This is a genomic window from Lentzea miocenica (assembly GCF_033949945.1).
Lineage (GTDB): Bacteria > Actinomycetota > Actinomycetes > Mycobacteriales > Pseudonocardiaceae > Lentzea > Lentzea miocenica.
Genome location: NZ_JAXAVW010000052.1, coordinates 1 through 23,700, shown reverse-complemented (window position 1 = coordinate 23,700; position 23,700 = coordinate 1). Strand labels below are relative to the sequence as shown.

The window sequence follows — 23,700 nt, the reverse complement described above, 5'->3', positions numbered from 1 at the left end:
ACAGTCAACGGAGAACGCGGCAACCGTCACACTTGCGAGTGATCAGAGGGGACGGGCAACGCGTGGAGGAGAGCAGCAGGCTCATCGCGAGCCGCTACCGGTTGCGAGAGAAGGTCGGCCAGGGCGCGATGGGCGTCGTCTGGCAGGCGTACGACGAGCAACTGCATCGCGTCGTCGCGGCCAAGGAGCTGCTCGCGCTGGACGGCCTCGACGACGCCAAGATCGACCGCGCCAAAGCCAGGGCCATGCGCGAGGCACGTCTCGCCGCCCGTCTCGAGCACCCGAACGCCATCCGCGTCTACGACGTCGTGGAGGAGGACGGTCAGCCCTGGTTGATCATGGAGTACCTCCCTTCGCGCAGCCTCGCCGCCGTCATCGCCGAGCAGGGCACGCTGCCGCCGCGCGAGGTGGCGCGCATCGGTTGCTACACCGCCGCCGCACTGGCCGCCGCGCACCGCCGCGGCATCCAGCACCGCGACGTGAAGCCCGGCAACGTGCTGATCGGCGACCAGGAAGTCAAGATCACCGACTTCGGCATCTCCCGTGCCACCGACGACGGCACGGCCACCATGACCGGCACCGTCGGCACCCCCGCCTACTTCTCCCCCGAGGTCGCCCGCGGCGAGGACGCCGGTCTCCCCTCCGACGTCTACTCGCTCGGCGCCACCCTCTACACCGCCGTCGAGGGCGGTCCGCCGTTCGGCACCGCCGACAACCACATCGCGATGCTGCACCGCGTCGCCAGCGGCTCGATCATGCCGCCGGCCAACGCGGGCCCGCTGCTGGCCCCCGTGCTGTTCCGGCTGCTGTCCAACGAGCCCGAGCGCCGTCCGTCCATGCAGGAGGCCGTCCACCTGCTGGCCGCGGTGGTGAACGAGTCGCCGCAGGTCTCCGCGGCGACCGTCGTCATCCCCGCCACGGTGGAGCTGCCGGCCGAGGCGCAGCCCGCCGAGTTGTCGAAGCAGGAGGCCGGGGCGGCCGCGGCCGGGCTGGTCGCCGGTGCGGCCGCGGCAGAGGCCGCCGGGCTGACCGCACCGCCCGCGAAGCCGGAACCCGAACCCACGGCGGTCGAGCCAGAACCCGAGCCCACGCCGGAACCAGAGCCCGCACCGGCGCCTGCTCCCGTGCAGCCGGTCTACACGCCGCCGCCTCCCACTGAGCCCGCGCCCCAGCCGGAGCCCGAGGAGAACCGCCGCAAGTTCCCGCTGGTCCCGATCGCGATCGTGCTCCTCGTGCTGGCCGTGGGTGTCGGTTCGTTCCTGTTGTGGCCCAAGGGCAACAACCAGAACAACAACAACTCGTCGTCGGGCAACCCATCGGCCTCGGGCACCCCGAACACCAACCCGCCCTCCACCGGTCAGTCGCAGACCCAGCCGCAGCCGACGTCGGAAACCCCGACGCAGCCGCCGAGCACCCCGCAGAACACCCCGAGCCAGACGCAACCGCCTCCCGCTGCACCCCCGCAGACCGCCCAGCAGGCGATCGAGGCCTACTACACGATCGTCCCGGGCAACCTCGAAGCCGGTTTCGCGACCCTCACCGACAGGTTCAAGGCAGGACGCAACCAAACTTTCCAGACGTACCAAACGTTCTGGAGCCAGTACACGGCCGTCAGGGTGTCGAACCCCGTGCCACAGGGCGACAACGTCGTGACCGTGACACTGCAGTACATGCGGGGCGACAGCCTCGTCACGACCGAGACGCACACGTACACGCTCGTTCAGCAGAACGGCAAGTGGATGATCGACAACCAGGCTTAGGAATCATGGCTAGACGCGCACTCGTCACCGGAGCGTCCCGCGGCATCGGCGCCGCCATCGCCCACGCCCTCGCGGAGAGCGGCCACCAGGTCGCCGTGCACTACAGGTCCGGCGCGGACAGGGCGCGGGAAGTCGCCGAAAGCCTGCCGGGAGACGGGCACGTCACCGTCCAGGGCGACCTCGGCGCGAACCGGGCCGAGCAGATCGTCAGCGAGACCGTCGGCAAACTCGGCGGCCTCGACGTCCTGGTCAACAACGCGGGCATCTACTTCCGCCACCCGATCGCCACGACCAGCTTCGACGAGTGGCAGCAGGCCTGGCGCCGCACGATCGAGCTCAACCTGCACGGCCCGGCCGACCTCACCTGGCACGCCGTCCGGCACATGTCGAGCGGGTCCAGGATCATCAACATCGGCTCGCGCGGCGCCTACCGCGGTGAGCCCGACGCCCCCGCGTACGGCGCCGCCAAGGCCGGCCTGCACGCCATGACCCAGTCGCTGGCGCAGTCCCTTGCCCCGCAAGGCATCGCGGTCGCCGGTGTCGCGCCGGGCTTCGTGCGGACCGACATGGTCACGGACCTCCTCGCCAGCCCCGAGGGTGACGCCATCCGGGCCCAGAGCGGGTTCGACCGCGTCGCCGAACCGGAAGAGGTCGCCGCGGCCGTCGCCTGGCTCGCCACCGAGAAGGCCACCTGGGCCAGCGGAACGATCATCGACGTCAACGGGGCGTCGTACCTCCGGTAATTCCCCGAACCAGAACCGGAACCAGTTCCGGTACAGAGTTGATCTTCCAGCAACCGGTCTAGACCACTAACGTCGCGAGTGGGCGCTCGACGAAGTGGAAGGCAACCCCTGCAATGCGTTCACTCCGATCACGCCTCGGTGCAGTCGGCCTAGCGCTGGCCGCCGCCGCGGCGACGATGACTGTCATGGCACCTGCCGCGCAGGCCGCCTATCCCGCCGGGTTCAAGAGCGTCGGCTACATGCCTTCGTGGGCCGGCAACGTGAGTTCCATCCAGTACAGCAAGCTGACGCACATCAACTACTCCTTCGTGCTGCCGAACTCCAACGGCACGCTCCAGGGCGTTCCCGACCCCGGCAAGCTGCAGCAGCTGGTGAGCCTGGGCCACCAGAACGGCGTCAAGGTCTCGATCGCGGTCGGTGGCTGGAACAACGGCAACGACGACAACTTCGAGATCCTCGCGGCCAGCGCCAACGGCCGCACGACGTTCGTCAACGCGCTGATCAACCTGGTCAGCCAGTACAACCTCGACGGCGTCGACATGGACTGGGAGTACCCGGATCCGGGCGTCGAGGGCGACAACTACACGCTGCTGATGCGGCAGCTGGGCGACCAGCTGCACAGCCGCGGCAAGCTGCTCACCGCCGCGGTCGTGTCCGAAGGCGGCACGGCCAACGGCGTGCAGCCCGCGGTGTTCGGCATCGTCGACTGGCTGAACATCATGGCCTACGACGGTGGCAGCCCGCACGCGAACTACGACTGGTCGATCGCTTCCGTCAACTTCTGGAAGAACCGCGGACTGCCGGCCAGCAAGGCCGTCCTCGGTGTGCCGTTCTACAGCCGGCCGACCTACATCTCCTACCGCGACCTGGTCGCGCAGGACCCGGCCAACGCCAACCGCGACTGCTACAACGGCAACTGCTACAACGGCCTGCCGACCATCCGTCGCAAGACGACGTGGGCGCTGTCCAACGCGGGCGGCATCATGAACTGGGAGCTGTCCCAGGACACGACCGGTGCCACCAGCCTGCTCAACGCGATCTGGGAAACCGCCAACAACGGCACCCCGACCCCGCCCGGCGGCACGATCGTCGGCTACGGCGGCAAGTGCGTCGACGTGGCGGGTGCAAACGCGACCAACGGCACCGCGGTGCAGCTGTGGACCTGCAACGGGACCAACGCTCAGCAGTGGTCCCGCAACGGCAACTCCGTCCGCGCCCTGGGCAAGTGCCTGGACGCGACCGGTACCGCCAACGGCGCCGTGACCCAGCTCTGGGACTGCACCGGCGCCGGCAACCAGCAGTGGACCTCGGAGGCCAACGGCCAGCTGCGCAACACGGCGTCAGGAAGATGTCTCGACGCCACCGGCCCCAGTTCGGCCGACGGCACCAGGCTTCAGCTCTGGGACTGCGCCGCCAGCGCCAACCAGCGCTGGACGTTCAGCTGAATCGTTTGACCGCAGGAATTTCAGCCCGATGACGCAGGCGATGATCCCGGTGAGGAACACGATCTTCCACACGGAGACCGACTCCTCGCCGGTGATCATCGCCCACGCCACGGTCAGGGCCGCGCCGATCCCGACCCACACGGCGTACGCGGTGCCGACCGGAATCCGTTTCATGGCAAAAGAAAGCCCGACCATGCTCACTGTCGCGGCCAGCACGAAGAGCACATAGGACTGGTGCGACAACGCGGTCGCCCACACAGCCTCCAGCACCGCGCTGGCCAGCAGCACACCCCAGTACATCAGCTCACCGCCTTCAGGCCGGCGACGCAGCCGATCAACGCGATCAGCAGCAACGCCTTGGCCACCCCGAGCTTCTCCTCACGGCGGATGACCGCCACGAGCACCGTGAGCACGGCCCCCACGCCGACCCACACCGCGTACGCCGTGCCGACCGGGATCTCCCGCATCGCCCACGCGAGGCCGACCACGCTCAACGTCATCGTCACGGCGAACACCACCACCGGCCACGGCCGACGGAAACCCTTCGACGCCGCGAGCGCCGTGGCCCAGACGGCCTCCAGCACTCCCGACGCGACCAGCACCACCCAGTACATTGGTACGACCGTACCAGAAACGCTCGACGGCACCGCTACGATCTAGGACACATGGCACCCAGCCTGGAGAACCTGCTGGTCGTAGGCGTCGCGTCGAGCGCGCTGTTCGACCTGACCGAGTCCGACGCCGTCTTCTCGTCCGACGGCGAGCAGGCCTATCGCGCCTACCAGGAAGCCCATCTCGAAGAACCTTTCGGTGCCGGTGTCGCATTCCCGTTCATCCGCCGCCTCCTGCGACTCAACTCGCTGGGGCCGCTGGTCGAGGTGATCGTGCTGTCGCGCAACTCCCCCGACACCGGGTTGCGGATCCTCCGGTCGGCCGCCCACCACGGGCTCACGATCTCGCGGGCGATCTTCACCCAGGGGCGGGCGCCGCACGAGTACATGCCGGCGCTGAACATGTCGCTCTTCCTGTCCGCCAACGAGGACGACGTCCGGCGGGCGACGGCGGCCGGGTTGCCCGCGGGGCAGGTCCTGAAGTCTTCGTTCAGGGATGATGACGATCCGGCGTTGCGGATCGCGTTCGACTTCGACGGGGTGCTGGCCGACGACGCGTCCGAGCGGGTCTACCAGGCCGGTGGGCTGGACCGGTTCCAGGAACACGAGGCGACCAATGTGGTGACACCGCTCGATCCTGGGCCGTTGCGGGACTTCCTGGCGGGTGTCAACCGGATCCAGCGGCTGGCTGAGGATCGGATCCGGGTCTCCGTGGTGACCGCCCGGTCTGCTCCGGCGCATGAGCGGGCGATCAACAGCCTCAAGGCCTGGGGGCTGACGGTGAACGACGCGTTCTTCTTGGGTGGGTTGAGGAAGGCGCCGATTCTGGACGTGTTGAAGCCGCACATCTTCTTCGACGACCAGCGCGGGCACCTGATCCAGACAGTGCCGTGCGTGCACATCCCGTTCGGCATCACGAACGAGTGATCGAGTCGAGCCCGCTGGCCTCCAGTTCGGCGATGGTGCCGGCGTGCTCGGTGGTGTTCAGGGCGAGCATGCCCAGCTGCGGATCCCCGTCACCGCGCACGACCTCCCCGGCGAGCAGGACCTCGACGAGTCGATCCGCCGAGGACGAGGGCAGCGGCTCGTCCACCGCGACGTGCAGCATCAGGTGCTCCACGCCGGTGTTGAGCCACCGCGCCTGCGACACCCAGACCGTCCGGATCGCCGGGACCTCCGGTAGCCGCCGCGACACCGCGTCACGCAGCGCGAGAGCCAGCCGGTGCGTGGACGCGCTGAGCTGGAGCTGTTCCCCCGCGGCCCGCCGGCCTCGTTGCTGCAACGTCTGGTGCATCAGCGCGGCCGGGACACGGGCCCAGCCCTGGTAGGAGTGCAGCATCAGGGCCTCGACGCCGGTGTGCTCCACGATCTCCAAGAGCTGCAACGCATCGCAGTGCAATGCCGTGGCGGCTTCCGACAGACGGTCGGCGCAGCACTCCTTGCTGACGAAGCCGGGCAGCGCGGGAGCACCCTCGTCGTCCGCGAGAAACATGACAGTGCCGTTCTCCTGCACGGGCACGAACACGCCGTGGTCGACCAGCGCGGCCAGCAGTTGCTCGCTTTCCGTCTCGGAGGCTTGGCGGTCGAGGATGTCGGCGAGCGCGTCGTTCGCAGTCATGGTTCCCCCTCGGCGTTCCCCTGACAGCAAGGAGGGCCCGGCCGCGTGGCCGGGCCCTCCTCATTCAAGCACTCAGCGAGCGAGACCGTCCTCGATCGCCTTGATGATCGCCGGCCGCAACTCCGCCGCCGAGATGATCGCGTCCACCGACCCGACCTCGACCGCGCGCTGCACGCTGTGCACCCGGTCGAACTCGGCAGCCATCTCGTTCAGCTTCTCCGTCCGCACCGACTGCCGCGTGGTCGCCAGATCGGCGGTCAGCGCGGCACGCTCGGCACCCGAAGCCTCCGCCACCGCGGACTCCAGCTTCTTCACCCGCGGGTCGTTGGCCGTACGTCCGTCGACCTCACGGGCGAACACCACGGCCGCGGCGGGCGCGCCACCGATGACCGAGGCGAACGAACCATCGACCGCCAGCACCGTCATCGACGGGTTCAGGGCCTTCGAGAAGACCACGAACGCGCCGCCGTGGTACCGCGAGATCACGCAGAACACGATGGGGCCGCTGAAGTTCACGATCGCGCGGCCGATCTCCGCGCCGTACTCCAGCTGGAGTTCGCGCATCGACTCGGGCGAGCCGTCGAAGCCGGACAGGTTCGCCAGGACGACCAGCGGGCGGTTGCCGGAGGCCGCGTTGATCGCGCGGGCCGCCTTCTTCGACGACTTCGGGAACAGCGTGCCGGCGGTGTAGGTGTCCGGGCCGTCGGTGGGCGGGAAGCCGGTGCGGGCGACGCCGCGTGACTCGATGCCCAGCAGCGTCACCGGGATGCCGCCCAGGTGCACGTCCTGCACGACGGCGGTGTCGGCGTCGGCCATGCCCGCCCAGCGCTCCAGGACGTCGTGGTCCTGGTCGCTCAAGGCACGCATCACCGTGCGGATGTCGAACGGCTTCTTGCGGTCCGGGTTCGACTCCACCGAGAAGATCTCGCCGACCGTCGTGAACGGGCTGTCGCCCACCACGTGCGGGAACGACGAGACGTCGCGCGACGAGGGGTCCGTGGTGGGCACTCGGCGCGGGCCCGCCTCACCGGGAGCGATGTAGCTGTGCTCGTAGTGGGCCAGCAGCACGTCGAACGCCGAACGCAGGTTCGGGGCCCAGTACTGCGCCTGGCCGTTCGGGCCCATGACGCGGTCGTAGCCACCGATGCCGTAGTTGTCCTCGGCCGAGACGCCGCCGGAGAAGTCCAGCGCCTGCTTGCCGGTCAGGACCATGGCGGAGTCGGGGGTCATGACCAGGATGCCCTTGGTGTGCATGAGCATCGTGGCTTCGGCGTTCCAGTACGGCTGGGCGCCGACGTTGATGCCGTTGACCACCACGTTGATCTCGCCACCGGCCTGGGTGAACTCGACGATCCGCTTCAGCGCGGCCGCGACCCAGTCCATGTTCTCGACGCCGGAGCTCATCGAGATCTTGGCGCCGGAGGACAGCGAGAACCATTCCAGCGGAACGGAAAGCTCGGTCGCGAGGTCCAGGGCGTGAATGACCCGCGAGCACTCGGGCTCGGCCAGGGCGCCGAGGGACTTGGTCGGGTCGCCCAGCAGGACGACGCGCTTCATGCCCTCGGGGTACGCGGGCGTCGGCGTGGTCACCACACCGACGACGATGCCTGCCTTGTTGCCACCGCGCGGGCGATCCACCGGCACCAGCGAACCGTCGACGAGGTCGTGCTCCACGAAGGACCCGCCGTCGCCGACGAGCATGTCGACCAGCTCGTACGGGTAGATCGTGCCGCGCGACTGGGCGCGCAGGACGTTCTGGCGGTAGTCGTCGAGCGGCTGGATCGGGTCGGTCGGCGGCTGCACGAACGAGAACCGCACGCCCGCGCCCGCGTCGTTCGCGATCCGGACGCCGATGTCGGTGAGCTCACCGGTGACGGGGTCCTTGCGGCGCGCCAGGAACAGGACCTCCTCCAGGTCCAGGCCCGTGGTCGTCGGCAGCACGCGGGAGGCGACGGCGTCCAGGTCCTTCGAGGACAGGTCGGTCGGCGGCCACGCGTAGAGCACCACGCGGTTCGTCGCGAGCCGGGTACGGCCGCCGGCCTGCGCACGAGCCCGCCGGATGCCGTCCAGACAGGTCGCCAGCACGTCCTCGGCGGCGGGCAGGGCCACGATCCGGCCCTCGTCGTCGCGCAGCGGCGTCAGGTCGCGGACCTGGGCCAGCGCGACGAGCCGCTCGTCGGACTTGTTCGACTTGGCCACCGCGCGGAACAGGTAGACGTCCTCGTCCACAGAGGACAGACGCGTCAGGTCGAACTCGCGCAACCGCTCCAGCTGCATGCGTTCGGCGATGCGCGGGTGCAGCCCGCGCACCAGCCTCTCCTCCGCGAACCCGTTGGAAGACGGGCGGAACGTGAAGTGGTGGTGCATCGACTCACCGCGCCGGCCCGCCACGGTGGTGGTGATGCGGGTGACCGTCGGCGGCAGCTGGTGCGCGGCCAGGGCGGCGCCCAGACCGGCGGCCATCTCGTCCTGGTCGGACGGGCCGTCGGGCCAGTTGACGTAGAGGTCCGCGACGACCGCGGTGCCGTTGCCGTGCTTGACCACGTCACCGATCGCGTCGGTCAGCGACGGGAACTCCACCGCGGTCGACACGAGACGGGTCTGCTCCGGGTCGTTCTCCGCGATGAAGAACGCACCGCTCACGCGCGGCTTCTCCAGCGCCTTCTTGGTGTAGTAGCGGCGGGCCAGCACCTCCAGCAACGGGGTGTTGTCCGCGCCGGGCTTGCCGATGCGCTGACCGAGCAGGCGCACCAGCGGTTCGGCGGACGCCACCATGGCCGCGATCCGCTCCTCGCGGTCGGCGGCCTGCGGCTCGGCGTCCAGGTGGATCAGGTGCTTGCGGACCTCGCTGTGCACGCGGGCGCGGTTGCGGCGCACCAACGGCTGTGCGAACCAGGCGAACACCACGCTGCGGGCCAGGTCGGCGACCGCCGGGTAGCGGACCTGCGTCGCGGCGACGATGTGCTCCAGCACCAGGCCGATCTGCACCTGCTCGGACTCGACCGGCGGCGCCTCCTGCACCCACTGGCGCAGCAGGGTCGTCGCGACGGCCGCGTCGAACACGCCGCGGCGCAGCGCCACGAACACGCGGAAGACGGCCTGCTCCAGCTCCGGCGTGCGGTCGAGCTCGGTGATGCCGTAGTGACCGATCACGTTCTGCAGGCGGGCGCGGAAGCCCTCCGGCAGTGCCGCGCGGTCCGCGTCCAGTGTCTTCAGGTAGGTGTGGAAGTGCTCGCGCGGAGAGTGGATGTGGTTCTCCGGCTTGGTCTCCTCACCGGCGGGGCGGTTGCGGGAGAGGTCGCACACGTCGGCGAAGATGCCGAGCAGCTTGGCCTCCTCGACCAGCGGCCGCTCATGCAGATCGTGCCGCGCGCCCATGTAGTTCGACAGCACTCGCGCGGTGTCGAGGGCGGTGGTGTCGAAGCCCAGCAGCAACGCGCGCAGGTCGTCGAGACCGCGGGCGACGAGCTCCTCCGGCCGCACGTCCGTGCGCGGCTCGGGCAGCTCCAGCTCGACCGACGACTCGGACTTCTGCACCTCGGCGGTGCCGTCCGCGTCCTCGATCTCCTCCAGCTTGAGCAGCGGGCCACCGGCGGGCACCTGCGTGCCGACGGCGACGTTGAGCTCCTTCAGGCGAGCGCGGAACGGCGCGCGCAGCACCGTCTCCATCTTCATCGCCTCGAGCACCAGGACCGGAGCACCGGCCTCGACCTCGGCACCGACCTCCAGCGGAGTGGCGACGACCAGCGCGGGCATCGGCGAGCGCAGCACACCGCCCTCGTCGCGGGTGACGCGGTGGGTGACGCCGTCGACCTCGACCTGGTGGACCACGCCGTGCGTGCCGGTGACGACGCGGAACCGCGTGCCGTTCACGGTGATCTGGCCGACGTGGTGGTCGAACCGCTCCACGTCGACGTCACCGGTCAGCACGACGTCCGAGTCGGCGGCGGAGACGCCCACGCGGTACTTGGCCGAGCCGATGCGGGCCACGTTCACCACGTACGGCTGGCCGCGCAGGACGAACTCCAGCTTGCCAGCGCCCTCGTGGTTCGTGCGCGGCTGGCCACCGCGGGCGGACACCAGCAGCTGGGTGCGGTTGAGCTGCTCCTCGTCCTCGTACACCTCGATGCCGGCCGCGGCCAGCGCGATGGCGGAGTGGCGGTGCGACACGAGGCCGCCCTCGGCACGGACGCGGTCGATCCACGAGGTGTCGGCGGAGCCGTCGATCACGGCGGGCTCGTCCAGCAGGTCGAGCACGAAGCTCTTGTTGGTCGTGCCGCCCTCGATGATGACGGTGGTCTCGGCCATGGCGCGGCGCAGCTTGCCCAGCGCCTCGTCGCGGGTGCGGCCGTACGCGATGATCTTCGCGATCATCGAGTCGAAGTCGGCGGGGATCTGCGAGCCCTCGGCCACACCGGTGTCGACGCGGATACCGGGGCCGGCGGGCAGCTCCAGCCGAACGATCGTGCCGGGGCACGGCGCGAAGTCGCGGTCCGGGTCCTCGGCGTTCAGGCGGGCCTCGACGGCGTGGCCGAGCTCGACGGGCTTCTCGCCTTCGAGCTTGCCGCCACCAGCCACGTGCAGCTGAGCCTTGACCAGGTCGAAGCCGGTGGTGATCTCGGTGATCGGGTGCTCGACCTGCAGGCGGGTGTTGACCTCGAGGAACGCGAAGAGCTTCTCACCGGGGTGGTAGAGGAACTCGACGGTGCACGCGCCGCGGTAGCCCACCGCGTTCGCGAGTCGCTCCGCCGACGTCTTCAGCTCGTCGACCTGGTGCTGCTCCAGCACGCAGGAGGCCGACTCCTCGATGATCTTCTGGTTGCGCCGCTGCACCGAGCAGTCGCGGACGCCGAGCGCCCACGCCGTGCCCTGTCCGTCGGCGATGACCTGCACCTCGACGTGCCGGGCGCCGGTGACCAGGCGCTCCAGGAACATCACGCCGGAGCCGAACGCGCGCGCGGCCTCCAGGCTGGTGCGCTCGAAGTTCTCTTCCATCTCGGCGGGCGAGGTGATCTTGCGGATGCCGCGGCCACCACCACCGGCGGTCGCCTTGAGCATCAACGGGTAGGTGACCTCCTCGGCCACCTTCAAAGCGTGCTCCAGGTCGGTGACGGCGCCCCTGCTCCACGGAGCGACAGGAACGCCGACCTCCTCGGCGATCAGCTTCGAGCCGATCTTGTCACCGAGCTTGCGCATGGCCTCGGCCGACGGACCGACGAAGGTGACCCCGACCTTTTCGCACAGTTCGGCGAACTCGGGGATCTCGGCGACGAAGCCCCAGCCGACCCACGCGGCGTCGGCCTTGGTCTCGACGAGAGCCTTCTCCAGCACCTCGAGGTCGAGGTACGGACGATCGGCCGCCAGGCCGAGGTTGTAGGCAAGATCGGCTTCCCTCACGAAGGGCGCAGACTTGTCGACATCGGTGTACAGGGCGACGGTCTCGATCCGTTCCCCTGACTCGGCGGCGAGTTCACGGACGGCGTGGATCAGCCGCATTGCGGCTTCCCCGCGGTTGACGATCGCTACACGACTGAACAACGACTTCTCTCCTCGCGGACAGACAACCTCAGCGGCAGTCGCCGCCCAATCGATGTACACACTCTCGTCTACTACCCGGTAGGAAAACCGCTAGATCGAAGCGAGTTGAGCAGCGTGCTTTGTATGAAACCAACAAGGCACCAGGTCCTCGGCACAGATTCACTTGAGCCCGTGTCCCAACTCACGGCGAGGCTGCTCACCCACTTGCGACCACCCGATGACCGCCACCAACACGAGCGGTAACGCCGTGATCACCAAGGCGGTCCGGACGGACACCGCGTCGGCGAGGACTCCCCCGGCCAGCGCGCCTGTGGGCTGCCCCACTCCGAAGGTCACCATGCGTCCGACCAGGCCGACTCTGCCCTGGAGGTGATCAGGTGTCACCAGCTGGCGCACGGTCAGCCCGTTGACGATCACGATCGTCGAGGTCAGACCCCACAACGCCGTGCTGATCACCGCGCCCCACCACAGCTGCACCCCGGCCAGCAGTCCCATCACCACAACCCCGGCGGAGAGCCCGATCATGGTGACGTGGCGGGGTGAGCAGGAGTCGCTGATCTTGGGCATGACGACCGTCGCGGCGAACGACCCGGCCGCCAGCGCGCTGAACAGCACCCCGACCCGTGCGTCGTTCTCCGGGACGTCGAACACCCGGATCGCGTAGACCACCAGAAGCCCGGACACCGCACCGCCAGCGACGGCTTGACCGACGCCCAGGGCGGTGAAGAGCCGGACTGTGGGTTCCCTCCAGAGGAACTCGAGTCCTTCCCGGATGTCCGCGCGCAGGGAGATCCGTGGTTCTCTGAGTTGGTTCAGCGGCCTGAGGATCGTCCGGACCAACGCCGCCGACGCCGCGAAGCTCAGCGCGTCGAGCGCCACCGCCCCGGCCGGCCCGATCACCGCGATCAGCACTCCCGCGACCGACGGCGCCACGACGTGCACGGCGGTGGACGCACTCCAGACGGCGCTGTTCGCCCGGACGAGCTGCTCGTTCCCGACGAGCGCCGGCACGGCCCCGAAGTTGGCCGCGTCGAACCACACGGTGGCGCTCGCCGCTCCCCCGGCCACCACCAGCAGGTGCACCGGGGTCAGCGCGTCGAACACGGCCGCCACGGGCACGCTCACGAGAAGCCCGGCGCTGGCCAGGTCGGCGACGACCATGACCGTGCGCCGGTGCATTCGATCGACGAGCGCACCCGCGATCAGCCCGAACACGAGGTAGGGCGCGGCAGCCAAAGCCGCGAGCGCTCCCGTGTGCACGGCGCTGCCGGTGAGCGAGTACATGAGGACGGGCAGCGCGACGCCCGACAACGCGGACCCTGCCGTCGAGACCACCCTGGCGAGCCAGAGCTTCCCGAACTCGCGATCGGTCCACAGGGTCCCCAACTCCAGGGCCTGGAGATCAGGACTGCGGAATTCGGATCACATCCCCGGGGTGGATCACATTGGGGTTGGTGATGACGTGCGGGTTCGCCCGGACCAGCCGCGTGTAGAGGTTGCCGTTGCCGTAGTAGTGCGCGGCGATCGCGAACAACGTGTCGCCCGGCTTGATTGTGTACTCCTGGTAGACGCGGTACCCCGGCACGATCCGCGGGCCGTACACCACGGGCACGATGATCTTGTCGAGCTCCTCGCCGTCCTTGGGCGACACCCAGAACACCTCGACGAAGAGCCGGTCGAGCGCGAACGCCGCACCGGACACGTCGACGCTCACCTGGAACTGGCCGTGGCCACCGACCCCGTCGCCGGCCATGAACCCGCCGACGACCTCGTCGTGCCCCTCGTGGATCCGGTAGTTGAACTGCGCCTCGAACGCCCCGCCCGCGGTACCGGCGATCTGGACGTGACTTCCGACGAGACCGAGCGGCCTCGGTTGCTGGACATCGATCGACATGGGTGAGTCCCTTCCTCGCCTACTAGGTCGTGGCGAGGAAGTGCGGCGTTGCCGGGGGTCACCCCGGTGGCGCAACGGGTGGTGGTGGAGGACGGAGTCGAACCGCCTTTGCCCGAGGCTCCTGTTTTACAGACAGGCGGGGCTCCACAGCCCCATCTCCACCATTGTCGCAACCCATTTTTCAGGCCCCTGAGCTGCGGTAACACCGATATCCTGACGTCCTGCACCAAGTTCGCTCAACCCATTTTCCGAAACGCGGATCGGGGCGTACGCGATATCCGGGTTGTGAAGGTGGTGGGACGCGGCCGCGAGCTCGCGCTGGTGCGGTCGTGGCTGGCGGCGGAGACCGGCGGGCTGGTGCTGTGCGGCGGTGAGCCCGGCATCGGCAAGACCAGGCTGGCCCAGGAGCTGGCCGGGCACGCGCTCGCGCGCAGCCGTGAGGTCGTGTGGGGGCACTGCGTCGAAACCGAAGGCGCGCCGGCGTTCTGGCCGTGGCGCCAGGTGCTGAAAGCGGCGGGTGCCGACCCCGACGTCGTCCTCGCGCACGACGCCGAGGTGCCGCAGGACAGGTTCCGGGTGTTCGACGCGATCGCGACCGCGCTGGACCGCGACGGCCTGGTGATCATCGTCGAGGACGTCCACTGGGCCGACCGGGCCTCGCTGCTCGTGCTCGCCCATCTCGCCACGAACCTGCGCAAGGTGTTGCTGTTCGCCACCTTCCGTGACCCGTGCCCCGCGGCCGCGGACCTGATGCGCTCGGCCGTCCGCATCGACCTGCACGGCCTGTCCGCCGAGGAGGTCGCCGAACTCACCGGACCGGAGCACGCCGCCACGATCACCGAGCTGACCAGCGGAAACCCGTTGTTCGTCACGGAGATCGCGCGTGCCGTCGAGGACGGCACCTGGCGTGCGGACCAGCCGCCGCGCAGCGTCCGCGACATCGTCACCGCCCGCCTCGACCGGCTCTGCCCGGACGCCCGCGAGCTGGTCAAGACGACCGCGCTGATCGGCCGCGACTTCGATCTCGACCTGGCAGCCCAGGCCTCGGGCCGGCCCATCAGTGCGCTGGACGAGGCGACGACGTTGATCGACGCGACAGGGCATCGGTTCGTGCACGCGCTGACCCGTGACGCGGTCGAGGCCGCGCTCACCACCGCCGAACGCCGAGCGATCCACCGCCGGATCGCCGAGGCGATGGCGGGCAGCACCCGCTACGCCGACGTCGCCCGGCACTGGAACGCTTGTGGCGCGACGGAAGAAGCCCGTGCGTGGACGATCCGCGCCGCCGAGGACGCTGTGACCAGGCTCGCCTACGAGGAGGGCGCCCGGCTCTACGCGGCCGCAGCGGCTTTCGAGGACAGCTGCGAAGTCCAGGTGGCACTGGGAAAAGCGGCGTACTTCGCGGGCGACCTGGCGACGTGCGTCCAGGCCGCCCAACGAGCCGCCGAGCTGGCGCGGACTCCCGAACAGATCGCGGAAGCCGCGCTCGTGCTCGAAGCGGCACCCGGCGCCGGCGTGAACGCGATCGCGACCCCGTTGTGCGACAACGCACTCCGTCAGGACGTCAGCCTCGCCACCCGCGCCAGGCTGCTCGCCCAGCGCAGCCACCTCGCCTTCTACCGGGGTGAACAGCACCGCCTCGACGACCTCAGCCGCGAGTCGCTCGACCTGGCCCGGCGCAGTCACGACGACCGCGCGCTCGCCGAGGCCCTGCACGCCCGGCAGGAGGCCTGCCCCGGTCCGGCCGGCCGGGCCGAACGGTTGCGGCTGGCCGCCGAGATGATCGACCTCGCCCACCGCACGCACAGCCCGCGCGGGGCGATGTGGGGTTCGCTGTGGCGCGTCCACGCGTTGATCGAGAGTGGCGAACTCGCTGCCGCACAGGAAGAACTGCCCGCGCTGCAACTGGCCTGCGACCGCGTCGGCGGCCAGGTTCCGCAATGGCACGTCGAAGTCGCGACGGCGTGCCTGGCCCAGGCGCAGGGCCGGTTCGCCGAAGCCCAGGAGGTCGGACGGCGGGCCTACGACCGCATGCGCGTGATCGAACGCGAACCCGCGTCCGGCGCCTACTTCGCCTTGCAGTGCGGTCTCGCCTGCCACCTCGGCGTCTCCGAGGACGGCCTGACGCTCGCCCGCCACTTCCACGACCCGCCACCGCGTTTCCGGCTGATGTCCAAGCTCACGCGGGCGTTCCTGTTGCAGCGCGCGGGTTTCCGCGACGAGGCTCTGGAGTGGTACCGCCGCAGCGGCCCGATCGCCGACTGGGACCTGCCCGCGTTCTTCGTGCTGCCGGGCCTGGTCGACGCCGTCCTGGTGACGTCCGCCCTGGGACTCACCGATGACGTGAAGGTGATCCTCGCCCGCCTCGCGGAGTTCCGCGGCGCGCACGCGGCCGGCAACGGCGTCGCCTACATGGGCCCGGTCTCGCTCGCGCTGGGCCGTGGCCACCTCGCACTCGGCGCGCTCGAAGACGCCGTCACGGAACTGACCACCGCCGTCGACGAGGCGTCCCGAGCCGGTGCCCCCGCGTTCGCCGCCGAGGCCCGCTGGCACCTCGCCGCAGCGTTGCGCGCTCTGGGCCGTGACGCCGACACCGTGCAACGCGCCGCGGACCGCGCCATCCGCGCGTTGGGCATGACGGCGTTCACGACGACCGAACTGAGCAGCCGCGAACACGAGGTCGCCTGCCTCGTCACCAACGGCCTCACGAACCGCCAGATCGCGCAGCGGCTCGTGATCTCCGAACGCACCGCCCAGAACCACGTGCAGCACATCCTGACCAAGCTCGGCTTCAGCACCCGCAGCCAGATCGCGGCGTGGATGAGTACCCGGCCGAGTACTCCGGCGGATGGCTGACCAGCGCGAACTTCCTAGGTTGGCGCCACACCGACTTCAGGAGGAACACCATGTGGCTCACCATCGCGACCCCGCCCGTCAAGTCCCTTGACCAGCTCGACAAGATCATGGGCGCGTTCACCCCGGAAGGCATGCGGGCCCGCTACGCCTGCCAGGCCGGCGACGAGTTCCGGGTCATCGCCGTGTGGGAGTCGAAGGACCACGCCGACCGCTTCTTCAGCGAGGTGCTCGGCCCGCACCTGGCCCGCGTGCTCGGGCCGACGCCGTCCGGCGCGCCCACGGCCACCGGCATGGAGGTGCTGCGGGAGTTCGTGCCCGTCAGTTGAGGGTCGCGATCGACACGTTGAGGGCCGCCGCGAAGCTCACCCACGCCAGGTAGGGCACGAGGAGCAGCGCGGCGGCCTTGCCGCGCCACCAGAACACGACGATCAGGGCCACGATCGCCAGCCACAGCACCAGGATCTCGGCGAACGCGGCACCGAACCAGCCGAGCCCGAAGAACAACGGCGTCCACAGCGCGTTCAGCACCAGCTGCACGCCGAACAACGTCAGCTCGCCGCGCCGGGCACCGGCGCGCCACGCCAGCCAGCCGGACAACGCGATCAGCCCGTACAGCACCGTCCACACCGGACCGAACAACCAGGCGGGCGGCGCCCAGGACGGCCGTTGCAGACTGAGGTACTCGTCTCCGGCCGACACCGAGAACAGCGATCCCACCACGGCCGTCACGACGACGGCCGCGACGAACACGAACAGGACCCGCACGGGGTGATGGCGCACCGGCAACGTGGTCATGAAGAACTCCCGACAGGCAGGGCGCGGACGATGGCGAGCACCGTGGCGCGGCTCGGCGCCGCGCGTTCGGAGTCGTCGAGCAGGGACAGTTCGTCGGCCAGCACGGCCTGGCGGATCTTGGCGAACCCGCCGGGCACCTCCAGGGCGAGCACCTCGACCAGCCGGTTCCTCAGGGCACGCCCCGACGGATCGTCGGACGGCAACACCCGCCAGTGCTCCTTGAGCACCCGCTCGGCCACGTCCTCGCCACCCGCCGCCCACAGGAGGCGGATCATGCGGTCGGCGAGGCTCATGCCAGGAGTCTAGATTCGATTCAAAATCGTTTCAACAGCCGTGGCGAGCGTGCGTGCCCTCTCGGCGCCCTCCGGCAACGACATTCCGTCCCACCCCGGCCCGCCTACCAGCACCGACACCCCGGCCAGCTCGGCCAGCGGCACCTGTTCGGCATATACCCGGTCGTGTGCCCACACGAACACAACGCGCGGCTCCAACCGCCCTACGGCACTGGTGAGCGCCGCAGCAGGCACGCGGGCACCGAGATTGCGCGACACGCAGTTCTTCTCGGCGAGGGCCGCGGCCAGCACGTCGAGCGGCAGGCTGTGCTGCTCGTCCGGCGCACACGCCAGCAGCACCGAAGGCGTTCCCACGGCCACCCCGGACACCCGCATCGCGTCGGAGATGGTGCCGCTCGCGACGTGTTCCACGTCGACACCGGCGGCCGTCGACGAGACCCGTTCACCCAGTTCGACCAGGAACGGCATCAGCACCGAGTCCCACGTGTGCACGACACCGTGGCGGGCGATCAGGCCCACCGCCACCCGGCGCATCTGCGCCGCGTCGAGCCGGTCGGCGGCCGCCTCGAAGTCCAGGTCAGCGTCCCCGGACGGGATCAGAGCCCCAGGCGGAACGAGGGAAGCGGCGGCCGACGCGGGCGCCACACCCGAACCGGTCAGTTCGAGCATCCGCCTGAGGCGCGCGAGGTCTTCGTCGTTGTAGCGGCGGTGCTTGCCCTCCTGGCGCGTGCTGGGACCGAGGCCGTAGCGGCGGTCCCAGGTGCGCAGGGTCGTGGGCGAGATGCCGAGCATCCGCGCGACCGCTCCGGCACTCCACTCCACCGCTCACCTCCGCTGCACCGATTTCGAATCGTAATGCGCGGACGCCCGAGAGGCGTCTGCAAGTACTACCGACCCATGATCAAACCGCCTGCAACTACACCCAACCTGTTCGACGAGTGCCGAACAGGTTGGGTGTAGTTGTGCGCCTGTTGATGTTGAGTTGGCGGTACTTGCAGACGCCGTGATGCAAGCCGGTGGAACTACTTCTTCTTGCCGGTGAACAGGTCCTTGACCTGGTTCCCGCGCCGGCGCAGGCCCCACTTCGTCACGCGGATCAGTGCCTCGCGGACGATGTTGCCGCTCATCTTCGACTCGCCGAACTCGCGCTCCAGGAACGTGATCGGCACCTCGCGCACCCGGAACCCGAGTTCGAGCGTGCGCCACAGCAGGTCGATCTGGAAGCAGTACCCGGCCGACGCGACCGAGACGAGGTTCAGCTTGCGCAGGGTGTCCGCGCGGAACGCCCGGTAGCCGCCCGTCATGTCCCGGATGTTCGCGCCCAGCGCGAGCCGCGAGTACAGCGAACCGCCCAGCGACAGGAACTTGCGCTTCGCGGGCCAGTTCACGACCTCGCCGCCGGGCACCCAGCGCGAGCCGAGCACGAGGTCGGCCTTCGGCAGCGCGTCCAGCAGCCGATGCAGCTGCTCCGGCGCGTGCGAGCCGTCGGCGTCCATCTCGCAGATGACGCCGTAGTTGCGGTCGAGCGCCCACTGGAAGCCCGCGACGTACGCGGCGCCCAGTCCGGCCTTCTCGGTGCGGTGCATCACGTGGACGCGGTCGTCGGCGGCGGCCATCTCGTCGGCCAGCTGGCCGGTGCCATCGGGGCTGCCGTCGTCGACCACCAGCACGTGCACGTCGGGCAGTGCCGTGTGCAGCCTCTTGACGATCTTTCCGATGTTGTCCCGCTCGTTGTAGGTCGGGATCACCACCAGCACCTGCCCGAGTTCCTGGTCAGGCTGCTGCGCCATTCGAGTCCTTCCGTCGTCGTGCGAAGCCCAGCGCCAATGCGACAAGGCCCAGAGCGGTCATCACCCACTCGGGCCAGGCTCCTAGCCAAGTCGCCAGCGTAGTCTGCGACCTCAGCGGCAGCTCCGCGACCAGGGCATCAGGCACGAAAAGGCCAGTCTTCTGAGTGACGGAACCGTCAGGCTGGACGATCGCGCTGACCCCGGAAGTGGCCGCCACGACCACTGCCCGGCCGTGCTCCACGGCCCGCACTCTTGACATGGAAAGCTGCTGGTAGGTCATTTCCGTGTAGCCGAACGTGGCGTTGTTCGTCGGGATCGCGATGATCGTCGCGCCCGCCGTCACGGTGTCGCGGACCACTGAGTCGAACGCCACTTCGTAACATGTGTCAATCGCGACCTTCGCCGGCCCCATGACGAAACCTTCCGGGTCCGAACCGGGCTGGAACACACCCGCGCGGTCCACCTCGGAGGCGAACAGCCGGAAGAACGACCGCATCGGCATCGTCTCGCCGAACGGCTGCAGCTTGCGCTTCGTGTAGGTGTCCGTGGGCCCCTTCTCCGGGTCCCACAGCACCACCTGGTTGCGCGGCAGCCCGTCGGCGCGGTCGACCACCACGGCACCCACCGCGATCGGCGCCTCGATCGCCTTGGCGGCCTCATCGATCCGCGCGGCCGCGTCGACGTTGCGGAACGGATCGATGTCGGACGAGTTCTCCGGCCAGATCACCACGTCCGGCTGCTTCACCTTGCCCGCGGCGACGTCGGCGGCCAGCTCCATCGTCTTCTTGACGTGGTTGTCGAGCACCGCGCGGCGCTGCGAGTTGAAGTCGAGCCCGGCGCGCGGCACGTTGCCCTGGATCGCGGCGATGGTCACCGTCCCGGCCGAGGCGTCGACGCCCACCGGCACGACGAACCCGGCCAGCAGCGGCACCACGACCAGCGGCAGGCCGAGCTTCCAGTTCCTGAGCACCCAGAACAGCCCGAACCCGGTCAGCACCACCGCGAACGACACCAGCGGCGCGCCACCCAGCGACGCCAGCGGCAGGTACCAGCCCTCCGGCTGCCCGAACGCGATCTTGCCCCAGGTGAAGCCGCCGAACGGGAACACCCCGCGCAGCGCTTCGTCGGCCACCCACAAGAACGCCGCCCACAACGGCCACCCCGGCACCCGTGAGGCGAACGCCATCGCGGCCGTGCCGATCGCGATCATCAGCGCGCACGCCAGCGCCAGCGGCAGCCACGCGATCAGCCCGACGAACTCCCCGGTCCACCGCAGCAGCGGCACCATGAACCCGAGCCCGAACAGCAGCCCGTAGCCGAACCCGGCCCGCGCACGTCTGTCGTAGATCACATACGCGAGCAACGCGAACCCGACCGGCGCCAGGAACCACAGCGGACGGGGCGGAAAGCTCAGGTAGATCAGCACGCCGCCGGTGGCGGCGAGTGCCATGCGAGACAGGACCGGGCGGCTCACCCGCCGTCTGCGAGCGGGCAATTCCGGCGATTCCGGCGCGATGGGGGGTGCGACCACCCGATCAGCCTACGAGGCCCAGGAGTACACAGAACGGATGACCTATGTCGATCTGGTGCTGCAACGCCTGGCGACGGAGGGGGACCGAGAGTTCATCGTCGGCGCAGACACCCGGCTCACCCGTTCTCAAGCCCGTGACCTGCTGTTCCGCTCGCCGACGGGCTCACCCAGCGCGGCGTCCGGCCCGGTGACGGGGTGGCGGTGCACGTCGGCAACACCCCGGAGAAGGTCCTGCTGAACCTGGCGGTCCACCTGCTCGGCGGCCGGCTGGTCTACGTGCCGCCCGAGCCCGGCGCGGCCGAGCTCAAGGACGTGATCGTCACCGGCCGGACGTCGGACAACGTCTGCTCACGCCTGCTTGACGACTTCCTCATCACGCTTCCGGTATCCGGCAGGCACGGTTCCGTTGTTGACGAACTGGACGAGCTTCATCGGCCAAGAGGCGTCACGATCGTCCCCCAATTGCCTCTGACGAAGGTGGGAAAGGTCGACAAGCGCAAGCTTCGTTCCCAGTTTCGGTAAGGTTCGGACCAAATCAGGAGGTGACGGATGCCCCGTCCAAGCGTGGAAGCCGAACGCAAGGCGCAGATCCTCGCGTCCACCTGCAAGGTGATCGCGTCCGAGGGCTTCCGCCACCTCCGGGTGTCCGACGTCGCCAAGGACGCGGGAGTCTCCGGCGGCACGGTCCACTACTACTTCGAGACCAAGCGCGAGCTGACCGACGCCGCGTTCGAGCACTGCTTCGAACTCTCGGTCGCCCGCCGCCGCTGGATCCTCGAGTCCGACGAACCGCCGCTGTCCCGCCTGCGCATGGTGGTGGAGTCCTACCTGCCCGAGGGCGCGGAGACCGTCGAGGCCTGGAAGGTCTGGGCCGAGCTGTGGGTCGAGGCCATCCGAAGCCCCGAACTCCAGGAGCTCAACGAGCGCTTCTACGGCGAGTGGCGCGACATCGTGGCGAGCATCTTCCGCGACGGCCAGGAGTCCGGCGACATCCACTCGCCAGGCGACCCGGTCGAGCTGGCGAACATGATGGTCAGCATGCTCGACGGCCTCGCCCTTCAGGTGCTGGCCGGGTCGAACGCCATGACCGTGGACGTCATGCGCACCACCTGCCTGAGGTTCGTCGACCAGCTCTCCACCGCGTCCGTCGGGTAACTCAGCCCGCTGCTGAGCACGCACAGCACGATCAGCAGCGCGACGGGCGTCCTGGTGAACCCCAGGAACAGCAACCCCTTCGGCACCGGCACGGTCTCCGCGAACCGCTGCGCCTCGCTGAGCAACAGGCCGGCGAACATCAGGAACACCACCGCGAGCGGCAAGGTGCGCCCCAGCGCGCCCACCGTCACGAGACTCGCGCTCGACACCACCACGATCCCGGCCGTGAACCACCAGTGATGCGGCGTGTGCGAGGGCCCTTTCGCGCTGCGAGCCATCAGCCAGTCGCCGAACAACACCGCCACGCAACACAACACCAGCACCCGCATGGCCGTGAGCACACTCTGCCCGTCGACCTCGTACGCCATTGGCACGTAAGCGATTGCGAGCGCGGCGAGTGGCGTAACGGCGAGCCCGCGCGCGACCCGCATCACGGCCGGTCGCTGTTCCACGCCAGGCCTCATCGCGGCTCTGGCCCGGATCGTGTCCGCCTCACCGCGTTTGCTCTCCGCGGCGTCGGCGTCCTCCAACTCCCAGACCACCCACACCAACCCGAGCAGCACGACCAGCCCGAGCACCACCGCGTACCCGGTCAACTCCCGCGGCCCGTAAATCCACCCGATGACACCAACGAGAACGCACAACGCCAGCCTGATCAACGCCCCCAACTCCGGCCGCGCACTGCGCCACGTCTTCTGCGGCCAGGACGTGAGCACGAGCCTGCGCGTGACGAACCAGACGCTCGCCCCCATCGCCACCGCCGCGATCCACATCGCCAGCCCCACCCCCGGCTGCCTGAGCGACCGCGTGTCGCCGAACAACAGGATCGCCGCCGTCAGCACCACGACCACCGCCGGAACCCTGAGGCGCCCCAACGCCCACAGATGCCGGCGCACCCACCGGTTCCGGTTGCGCCACGCGGATTCCACGACCACGAGCGCCAGGAACCCGAGCGCGACGAAGCCCATCGGGTTGCCCGCCAGGTGCGCCACCGCCAGCACCGTGATCGGCACCGCCCGCGGATACGGGCTGCCGGCCAGCGTCAGGCTGCGCAGCGGCGACGGCGGCCCTTCGAGTTCCTTCGCGCGCAACCACTGCCAGGCATGCCACAACAGCGGCGCGTAGACCGCGATGAACACCGTGTCGACAAGGAAATCAACGCGCATCTCGGCTCCCCACGGTTCGGGACAACCGTGGAGTCGCAGGTCACAGCCTCGGGGTTACGTCCTGTAACACGTCCGGGTGAAATCAGGGTTCATCCCCGATGCAACAGATGGACGAAACCGGGCATTCTAGGTATATGACCACGACAGTTGCTTTGAGCCGGCCCAGGACCAACCGGATGATCGCGGGTGTGTGCGCGGGGCTCGCCCAGCGCTGGGGCATGAAGGCGAGCACCGTGCGCCTTCTGTTCGTGCTGTCCTGCCTTCTGCCCGGACCGCAGTTCGTCGTCTACCTCGTGCTTTGGGTGATCATGCCCGACCGCGGTTACTGACCGACCGCAAAAACGCCGTCCACGCTGCCGGGCTCACCGGCAGGTGGGTGGCGGGCGCTTTGGAGTCCCGGATGCCGACGCGGTGCCCGATCTCAACACAGTCGGATTCAGTCGCGCTGTAGCTGCTCTTGCGCCATTCGGTCATCCGGGCCGCCTCCTCAGGACACGATGCTGGT

General features: G+C 69.3%; 21 protein-coding genes, 1 tRNA gene and 1 pseudogene. 9 read left to right on the top strand and 14 right to left on the bottom strand.

Going from position 1 to position 23,700, the window contains the following annotated elements:
• The first annotated feature begins 38 nt into the window (after window positions 1-38).
• The 3 genes from SK803_RS42780 to SK803_RS42770 all read left to right on the top strand — a co-directional run bounded on the left by SK803_RS42780 (window position 39) and on the right by SK803_RS42770 (window position 3,948).
• Window positions 39-1,760, top strand: a complete 1,722-nt coding sequence (locus SK803_RS42780) for a serine/threonine-protein kinase (RefSeq protein WP_319971959.1) — start codon at window positions 39-41, stop codon at window positions 1,758-1,760.
• Between the two features lie 5 nt (window positions 1,761-1,765).
• Entirely contained in the window at window positions 1,766-2,503 is a 738-nt protein-coding gene (locus tag SK803_RS42775; protein ID WP_319971958.1) for an SDR family NAD(P)-dependent oxidoreductase, read from the top strand.
• A 185-nt stretch (window positions 2,504-2,688) separates the two neighbouring features.
• A complete protein-coding gene (locus SK803_RS42770) occupies window positions 2,689-3,948 on the top strand; it encodes a glycosyl hydrolase family 18 protein (protein WP_319971957.1) in 1,260 nt (419 codons plus the stop codon).
• Here the strand turns inward: SK803_RS42770 and SK803_RS42765 are convergent.
• Window positions 3,844-4,248 (bottom strand): DMT family transporter, encoded by a 405-nt coding sequence (locus SK803_RS42765; RefSeq protein ID WP_319971956.1) that lies wholly within the window; start codon window positions 4,246-4,248, stop codon window positions 3,844-3,846. The two genes, SK803_RS42770 and SK803_RS42765, sit on opposite strands and share 105 nt — an antisense overlap.
• Window positions 4,248-4,562 carry a DMT family transporter gene (locus SK803_RS42760; protein ID WP_319971955.1) on the bottom strand — a complete coding sequence of 105 codons (315 nt, stop codon included), beginning with the start codon at window positions 4,560-4,562 and terminating at the stop codon, window positions 4,248-4,250. Before SK803_RS42760 ends, SK803_RS42765 begins: the two co-directional genes overlap by 1 nt.
• A gap of 51 nt (window positions 4,563-4,613) precedes the next feature.
• On the opposite strand from SK803_RS42760, the gene SK803_RS42755 reads away from it, so the two are divergent.
• Window positions 4,614-5,486, top strand: coding sequence for a 5'-nucleotidase (locus SK803_RS42755; RefSeq protein WP_319971954.1), 873 nt, complete (start codon window positions 4,614-4,616; stop codon window positions 5,484-5,486).
• Here the strand turns inward: SK803_RS42755 and SK803_RS42750 are convergent.
• The 5 genes from SK803_RS42750 to SK803_RS42730 form a co-directional block, all read right to left on the bottom strand.
• On the bottom strand, window positions 5,473-6,177 hold the full coding sequence (locus tag SK803_RS42750; RefSeq protein WP_319971952.1) for a hypothetical protein: 705 nt from the start codon (window positions 6,175-6,177) through the stop codon (window positions 5,473-5,475). The genes SK803_RS42755 and SK803_RS42750 overlap by 14 nt on opposite strands.
• A 72-nt stretch (window positions 6,178-6,249) precedes the next feature.
• Window positions 6,250-11,715: an ATP-binding protein gene (locus SK803_RS42745; protein ID WP_319971951.1), complete on the bottom strand. Its 5,466-nt coding sequence runs from the start codon at window positions 11,713-11,715 to the stop codon at window positions 6,250-6,252.
• Window positions 11,716-11,874: 159 nt separating this feature from the next.
• Complete coding sequence (locus SK803_RS42740; protein WP_319971950.1) at window positions 11,875-13,101, bottom strand: MFS transporter; 1,227 nt, start codon at window positions 13,099-13,101, stop codon at window positions 11,875-11,877.
• Window positions 13,102-13,117: 16 nt separating this feature from the next.
• Window positions 13,118-13,609, bottom strand: a complete 492-nt coding sequence (locus SK803_RS42735; protein ID WP_319971949.1) for a Gmad2 immunoglobulin-like domain-containing protein — start codon at window positions 13,607-13,609, stop codon at window positions 13,118-13,120.
• 79 nt (window positions 13,610-13,688) lie between these two features.
• Window positions 13,689-13,772: transfer RNA gene (locus SK803_RS42730), tRNA-Tyr, on the bottom strand.
• A 122-nt stretch (window positions 13,773-13,894) separates the two neighbouring features.
• On the opposite strand from SK803_RS42730, the gene SK803_RS42725 reads away from it, so the two are divergent.
• Window positions 13,895-16,465 (top strand): ATP-binding protein, encoded by a 2,571-nt coding sequence (locus SK803_RS42725; RefSeq protein WP_319971948.1) that lies wholly within the window; start codon window positions 13,895-13,897, stop codon window positions 16,463-16,465.
• A gap of 50 nt (window positions 16,466-16,515) precedes the next feature.
• Window positions 16,516-16,791: a hypothetical protein gene (locus SK803_RS42720; RefSeq protein WP_319971947.1), complete on the top strand. Its 276-nt coding sequence runs from the start codon at window positions 16,516-16,518 to the stop codon at window positions 16,789-16,791.
• On the opposite strand, the gene SK803_RS42715 is transcribed toward SK803_RS42720, so the two are convergent.
• The 5 genes from SK803_RS42715 to lnt form a co-directional block, all read right to left on the bottom strand.
• Window positions 16,784-17,260: a TspO/MBR family protein gene (locus SK803_RS42715; RefSeq protein ID WP_319971946.1), complete on the bottom strand. Its 477-nt coding sequence runs from the start codon at window positions 17,258-17,260 to the stop codon at window positions 16,784-16,786. The two genes, SK803_RS42720 and SK803_RS42715, sit on opposite strands and share 8 nt — an antisense overlap.
• The gene (locus tag SK803_RS42710) at window positions 17,257-17,553 is read right to left on the bottom strand and encodes a hypothetical protein (protein WP_319971945.1); all 297 of its coding nucleotides are present in this window, start codon (window positions 17,551-17,553) and stop codon (window positions 17,257-17,259) included. The genes SK803_RS42715 and SK803_RS42710 overlap by 4 nt, the downstream gene beginning before the upstream one ends.
• 9 nt (window positions 17,554-17,562) lie before the next feature.
• Window positions 17,563-18,375, bottom strand: a complete 813-nt coding sequence (locus SK803_RS42705) for a MerR family transcriptional regulator (RefSeq protein WP_319971944.1) — start codon at window positions 18,373-18,375, stop codon at window positions 17,563-17,565.
• Between the two features lie 200 nt (window positions 18,376-18,575).
• On the bottom strand, window positions 18,576-19,343 hold the full coding sequence (locus tag SK803_RS42700; protein ID WP_319971943.1) for a polyprenol monophosphomannose synthase: 768 nt from the start codon (window positions 19,341-19,343) through the stop codon (window positions 18,576-18,578).
• Entirely contained in the window at window positions 19,327-20,793 is a 1,467-nt protein-coding gene (gene lnt / locus SK803_RS42695) for an apolipoprotein N-acyltransferase (protein ID WP_319971942.1), read from the bottom strand. The genes SK803_RS42700 and lnt overlap by 17 nt, the downstream gene beginning before the upstream one ends.
• 243 nt (window positions 20,794-21,036) lie before the next feature.
• On the opposite strand from lnt, the pseudogene SK803_RS42690 reads away from it, so the two are divergent.
• Together SK803_RS42690 and SK803_RS42685 are read left to right on the top strand one after the other, a co-directional pair.
• Window positions 21,037-21,396: pseudogene (locus tag SK803_RS42690) on the top strand (hypothetical protein); the annotation flags it as partial.
• A gap of 27 nt (window positions 21,397-21,423) precedes the next feature.
• On the top strand, window positions 21,424-22,029 hold the full coding sequence (locus SK803_RS42685; RefSeq protein WP_319971941.1) for a TetR/AcrR family transcriptional regulator: 606 nt from the start codon (window positions 21,424-21,426) through the stop codon (window positions 22,027-22,029).
• Here SK803_RS42685 and SK803_RS42680 read toward each other — a convergent pair.
• Window positions 21,933-23,195 carry a hypothetical protein gene (locus tag SK803_RS42680; protein ID WP_319971940.1) on the bottom strand — a complete coding sequence of 421 codons (1,263 nt, stop codon included), beginning with the start codon at window positions 23,193-23,195 and terminating at the stop codon, window positions 21,933-21,935. The two genes, SK803_RS42685 and SK803_RS42680, sit on opposite strands and share 97 nt — an antisense overlap.
• Before the next feature lie 134 nt (window positions 23,196-23,329).
• Here SK803_RS42680 and SK803_RS42675 point away from each other — a divergent pair, with 134 nt between their 5' ends.
• Window positions 23,330-23,524 (top strand): PspC domain-containing protein, encoded by a 195-nt coding sequence (locus SK803_RS42675; protein WP_319971939.1) that lies wholly within the window; start codon window positions 23,330-23,332, stop codon window positions 23,522-23,524.
• On the opposite strand, the gene SK803_RS42670 is transcribed toward SK803_RS42675, so the two are convergent.
• Window positions 23,502-23,669 (bottom strand): DUF397 domain-containing protein, encoded by a 168-nt coding sequence (locus tag SK803_RS42670; RefSeq protein WP_319971986.1) that lies wholly within the window; start codon window positions 23,667-23,669, stop codon window positions 23,502-23,504. The two genes, SK803_RS42675 and SK803_RS42670, sit on opposite strands and share 23 nt — an antisense overlap.
• Window positions 23,670-23,700: the final 31 nt, after the last annotated feature.

What these genes read in the sequence shown, in the direction of transcription:
- SK803_RS42700 (WP_319971943.1), bottom strand. Translation starts at nt 19,343, where the DNA reads ATGGCGCAGCAGCCTGACCAGGAACTCGGGCAGGTGCTGGTGGTGATC.
- SK803_RS42720 (WP_319971947.1), top strand. Translation starts at nt 16,516, where the DNA reads ATGTGGCTCACCATCGCGACCCCGCCCGTCAAGTCCCTTGACCAGCTC.
- SK803_RS42715 (WP_319971946.1), bottom strand. Translation starts at nt 17,260, where the DNA reads ATGACCACGTTGCCGGTGCGCCATCACCCCGTGCGGGTCCTGTTCGTG.
- SK803_RS42750 (WP_319971952.1), bottom strand. Translation starts at nt 6,177, where the DNA reads ATGACTGCGAACGACGCGCTCGCCGACATCCTCGACCGCCAAGCCTCC.
- lnt (WP_319971942.1), bottom strand. Translation starts at nt 20,793, where the DNA reads ATGGCACTCGCCGCCACCGGCGGCGTGCTGATCTACCTGAGCTTTCCG.
- SK803_RS42760 (WP_319971955.1), bottom strand. Translation starts at nt 4,562, where the DNA reads ATGTACTGGGTGGTGCTGGTCGCGTCGGGAGTGCTGGAGGCCGTCTGG.
- SK803_RS42735 (WP_319971949.1), bottom strand. Translation starts at nt 13,609, where the DNA reads ATGTCGATCGATGTCCAGCAACCGAGGCCGCTCGGTCTCGTCGGAAGT.
- SK803_RS42710 (WP_319971945.1), bottom strand. Translation starts at nt 17,553, where the DNA reads ATGAGCCTCGCCGACCGCATGATCCGCCTCCTGTGGGCGGCGGGTGGC.
- SK803_RS42775 (WP_319971958.1), top strand. Translation starts at nt 1,766, where the DNA reads ATGGCTAGACGCGCACTCGTCACCGGAGCGTCCCGCGGCATCGGCGCC.
- SK803_RS42670 (WP_319971986.1), bottom strand. Translation starts at nt 23,669, where the DNA reads ATGACCGAATGGCGCAAGAGCAGCTACAGCGCGACTGAATCCGACTGT.
- SK803_RS42675 (WP_319971939.1), top strand. Translation starts at nt 23,330, where the DNA reads ATGACCACGACAGTTGCTTTGAGCCGGCCCAGGACCAACCGGATGATC.
- SK803_RS42680 (WP_319971940.1), bottom strand. Translation starts at nt 23,195, where the DNA reads ATGCGCGTTGATTTCCTTGTCGACACGGTGTTCATCGCGGTCTACGCG.
- SK803_RS42755 (WP_319971954.1), top strand. Translation starts at nt 4,614, where the DNA reads ATGGCACCCAGCCTGGAGAACCTGCTGGTCGTAGGCGTCGCGTCGAGC.
- SK803_RS42765 (WP_319971956.1), bottom strand. Translation starts at nt 4,248, where the DNA reads ATGTACTGGGGTGTGCTGCTGGCCAGCGCGGTGCTGGAGGCTGTGTGG.
- SK803_RS42770 (WP_319971957.1), top strand. Translation starts at nt 2,689, where the DNA reads ATGGCACCTGCCGCGCAGGCCGCCTATCCCGCCGGGTTCAAGAGCGTC.
- SK803_RS42685 (WP_319971941.1), top strand. Translation starts at nt 21,424, where the DNA reads ATGCCCCGTCCAAGCGTGGAAGCCGAACGCAAGGCGCAGATCCTCGCG.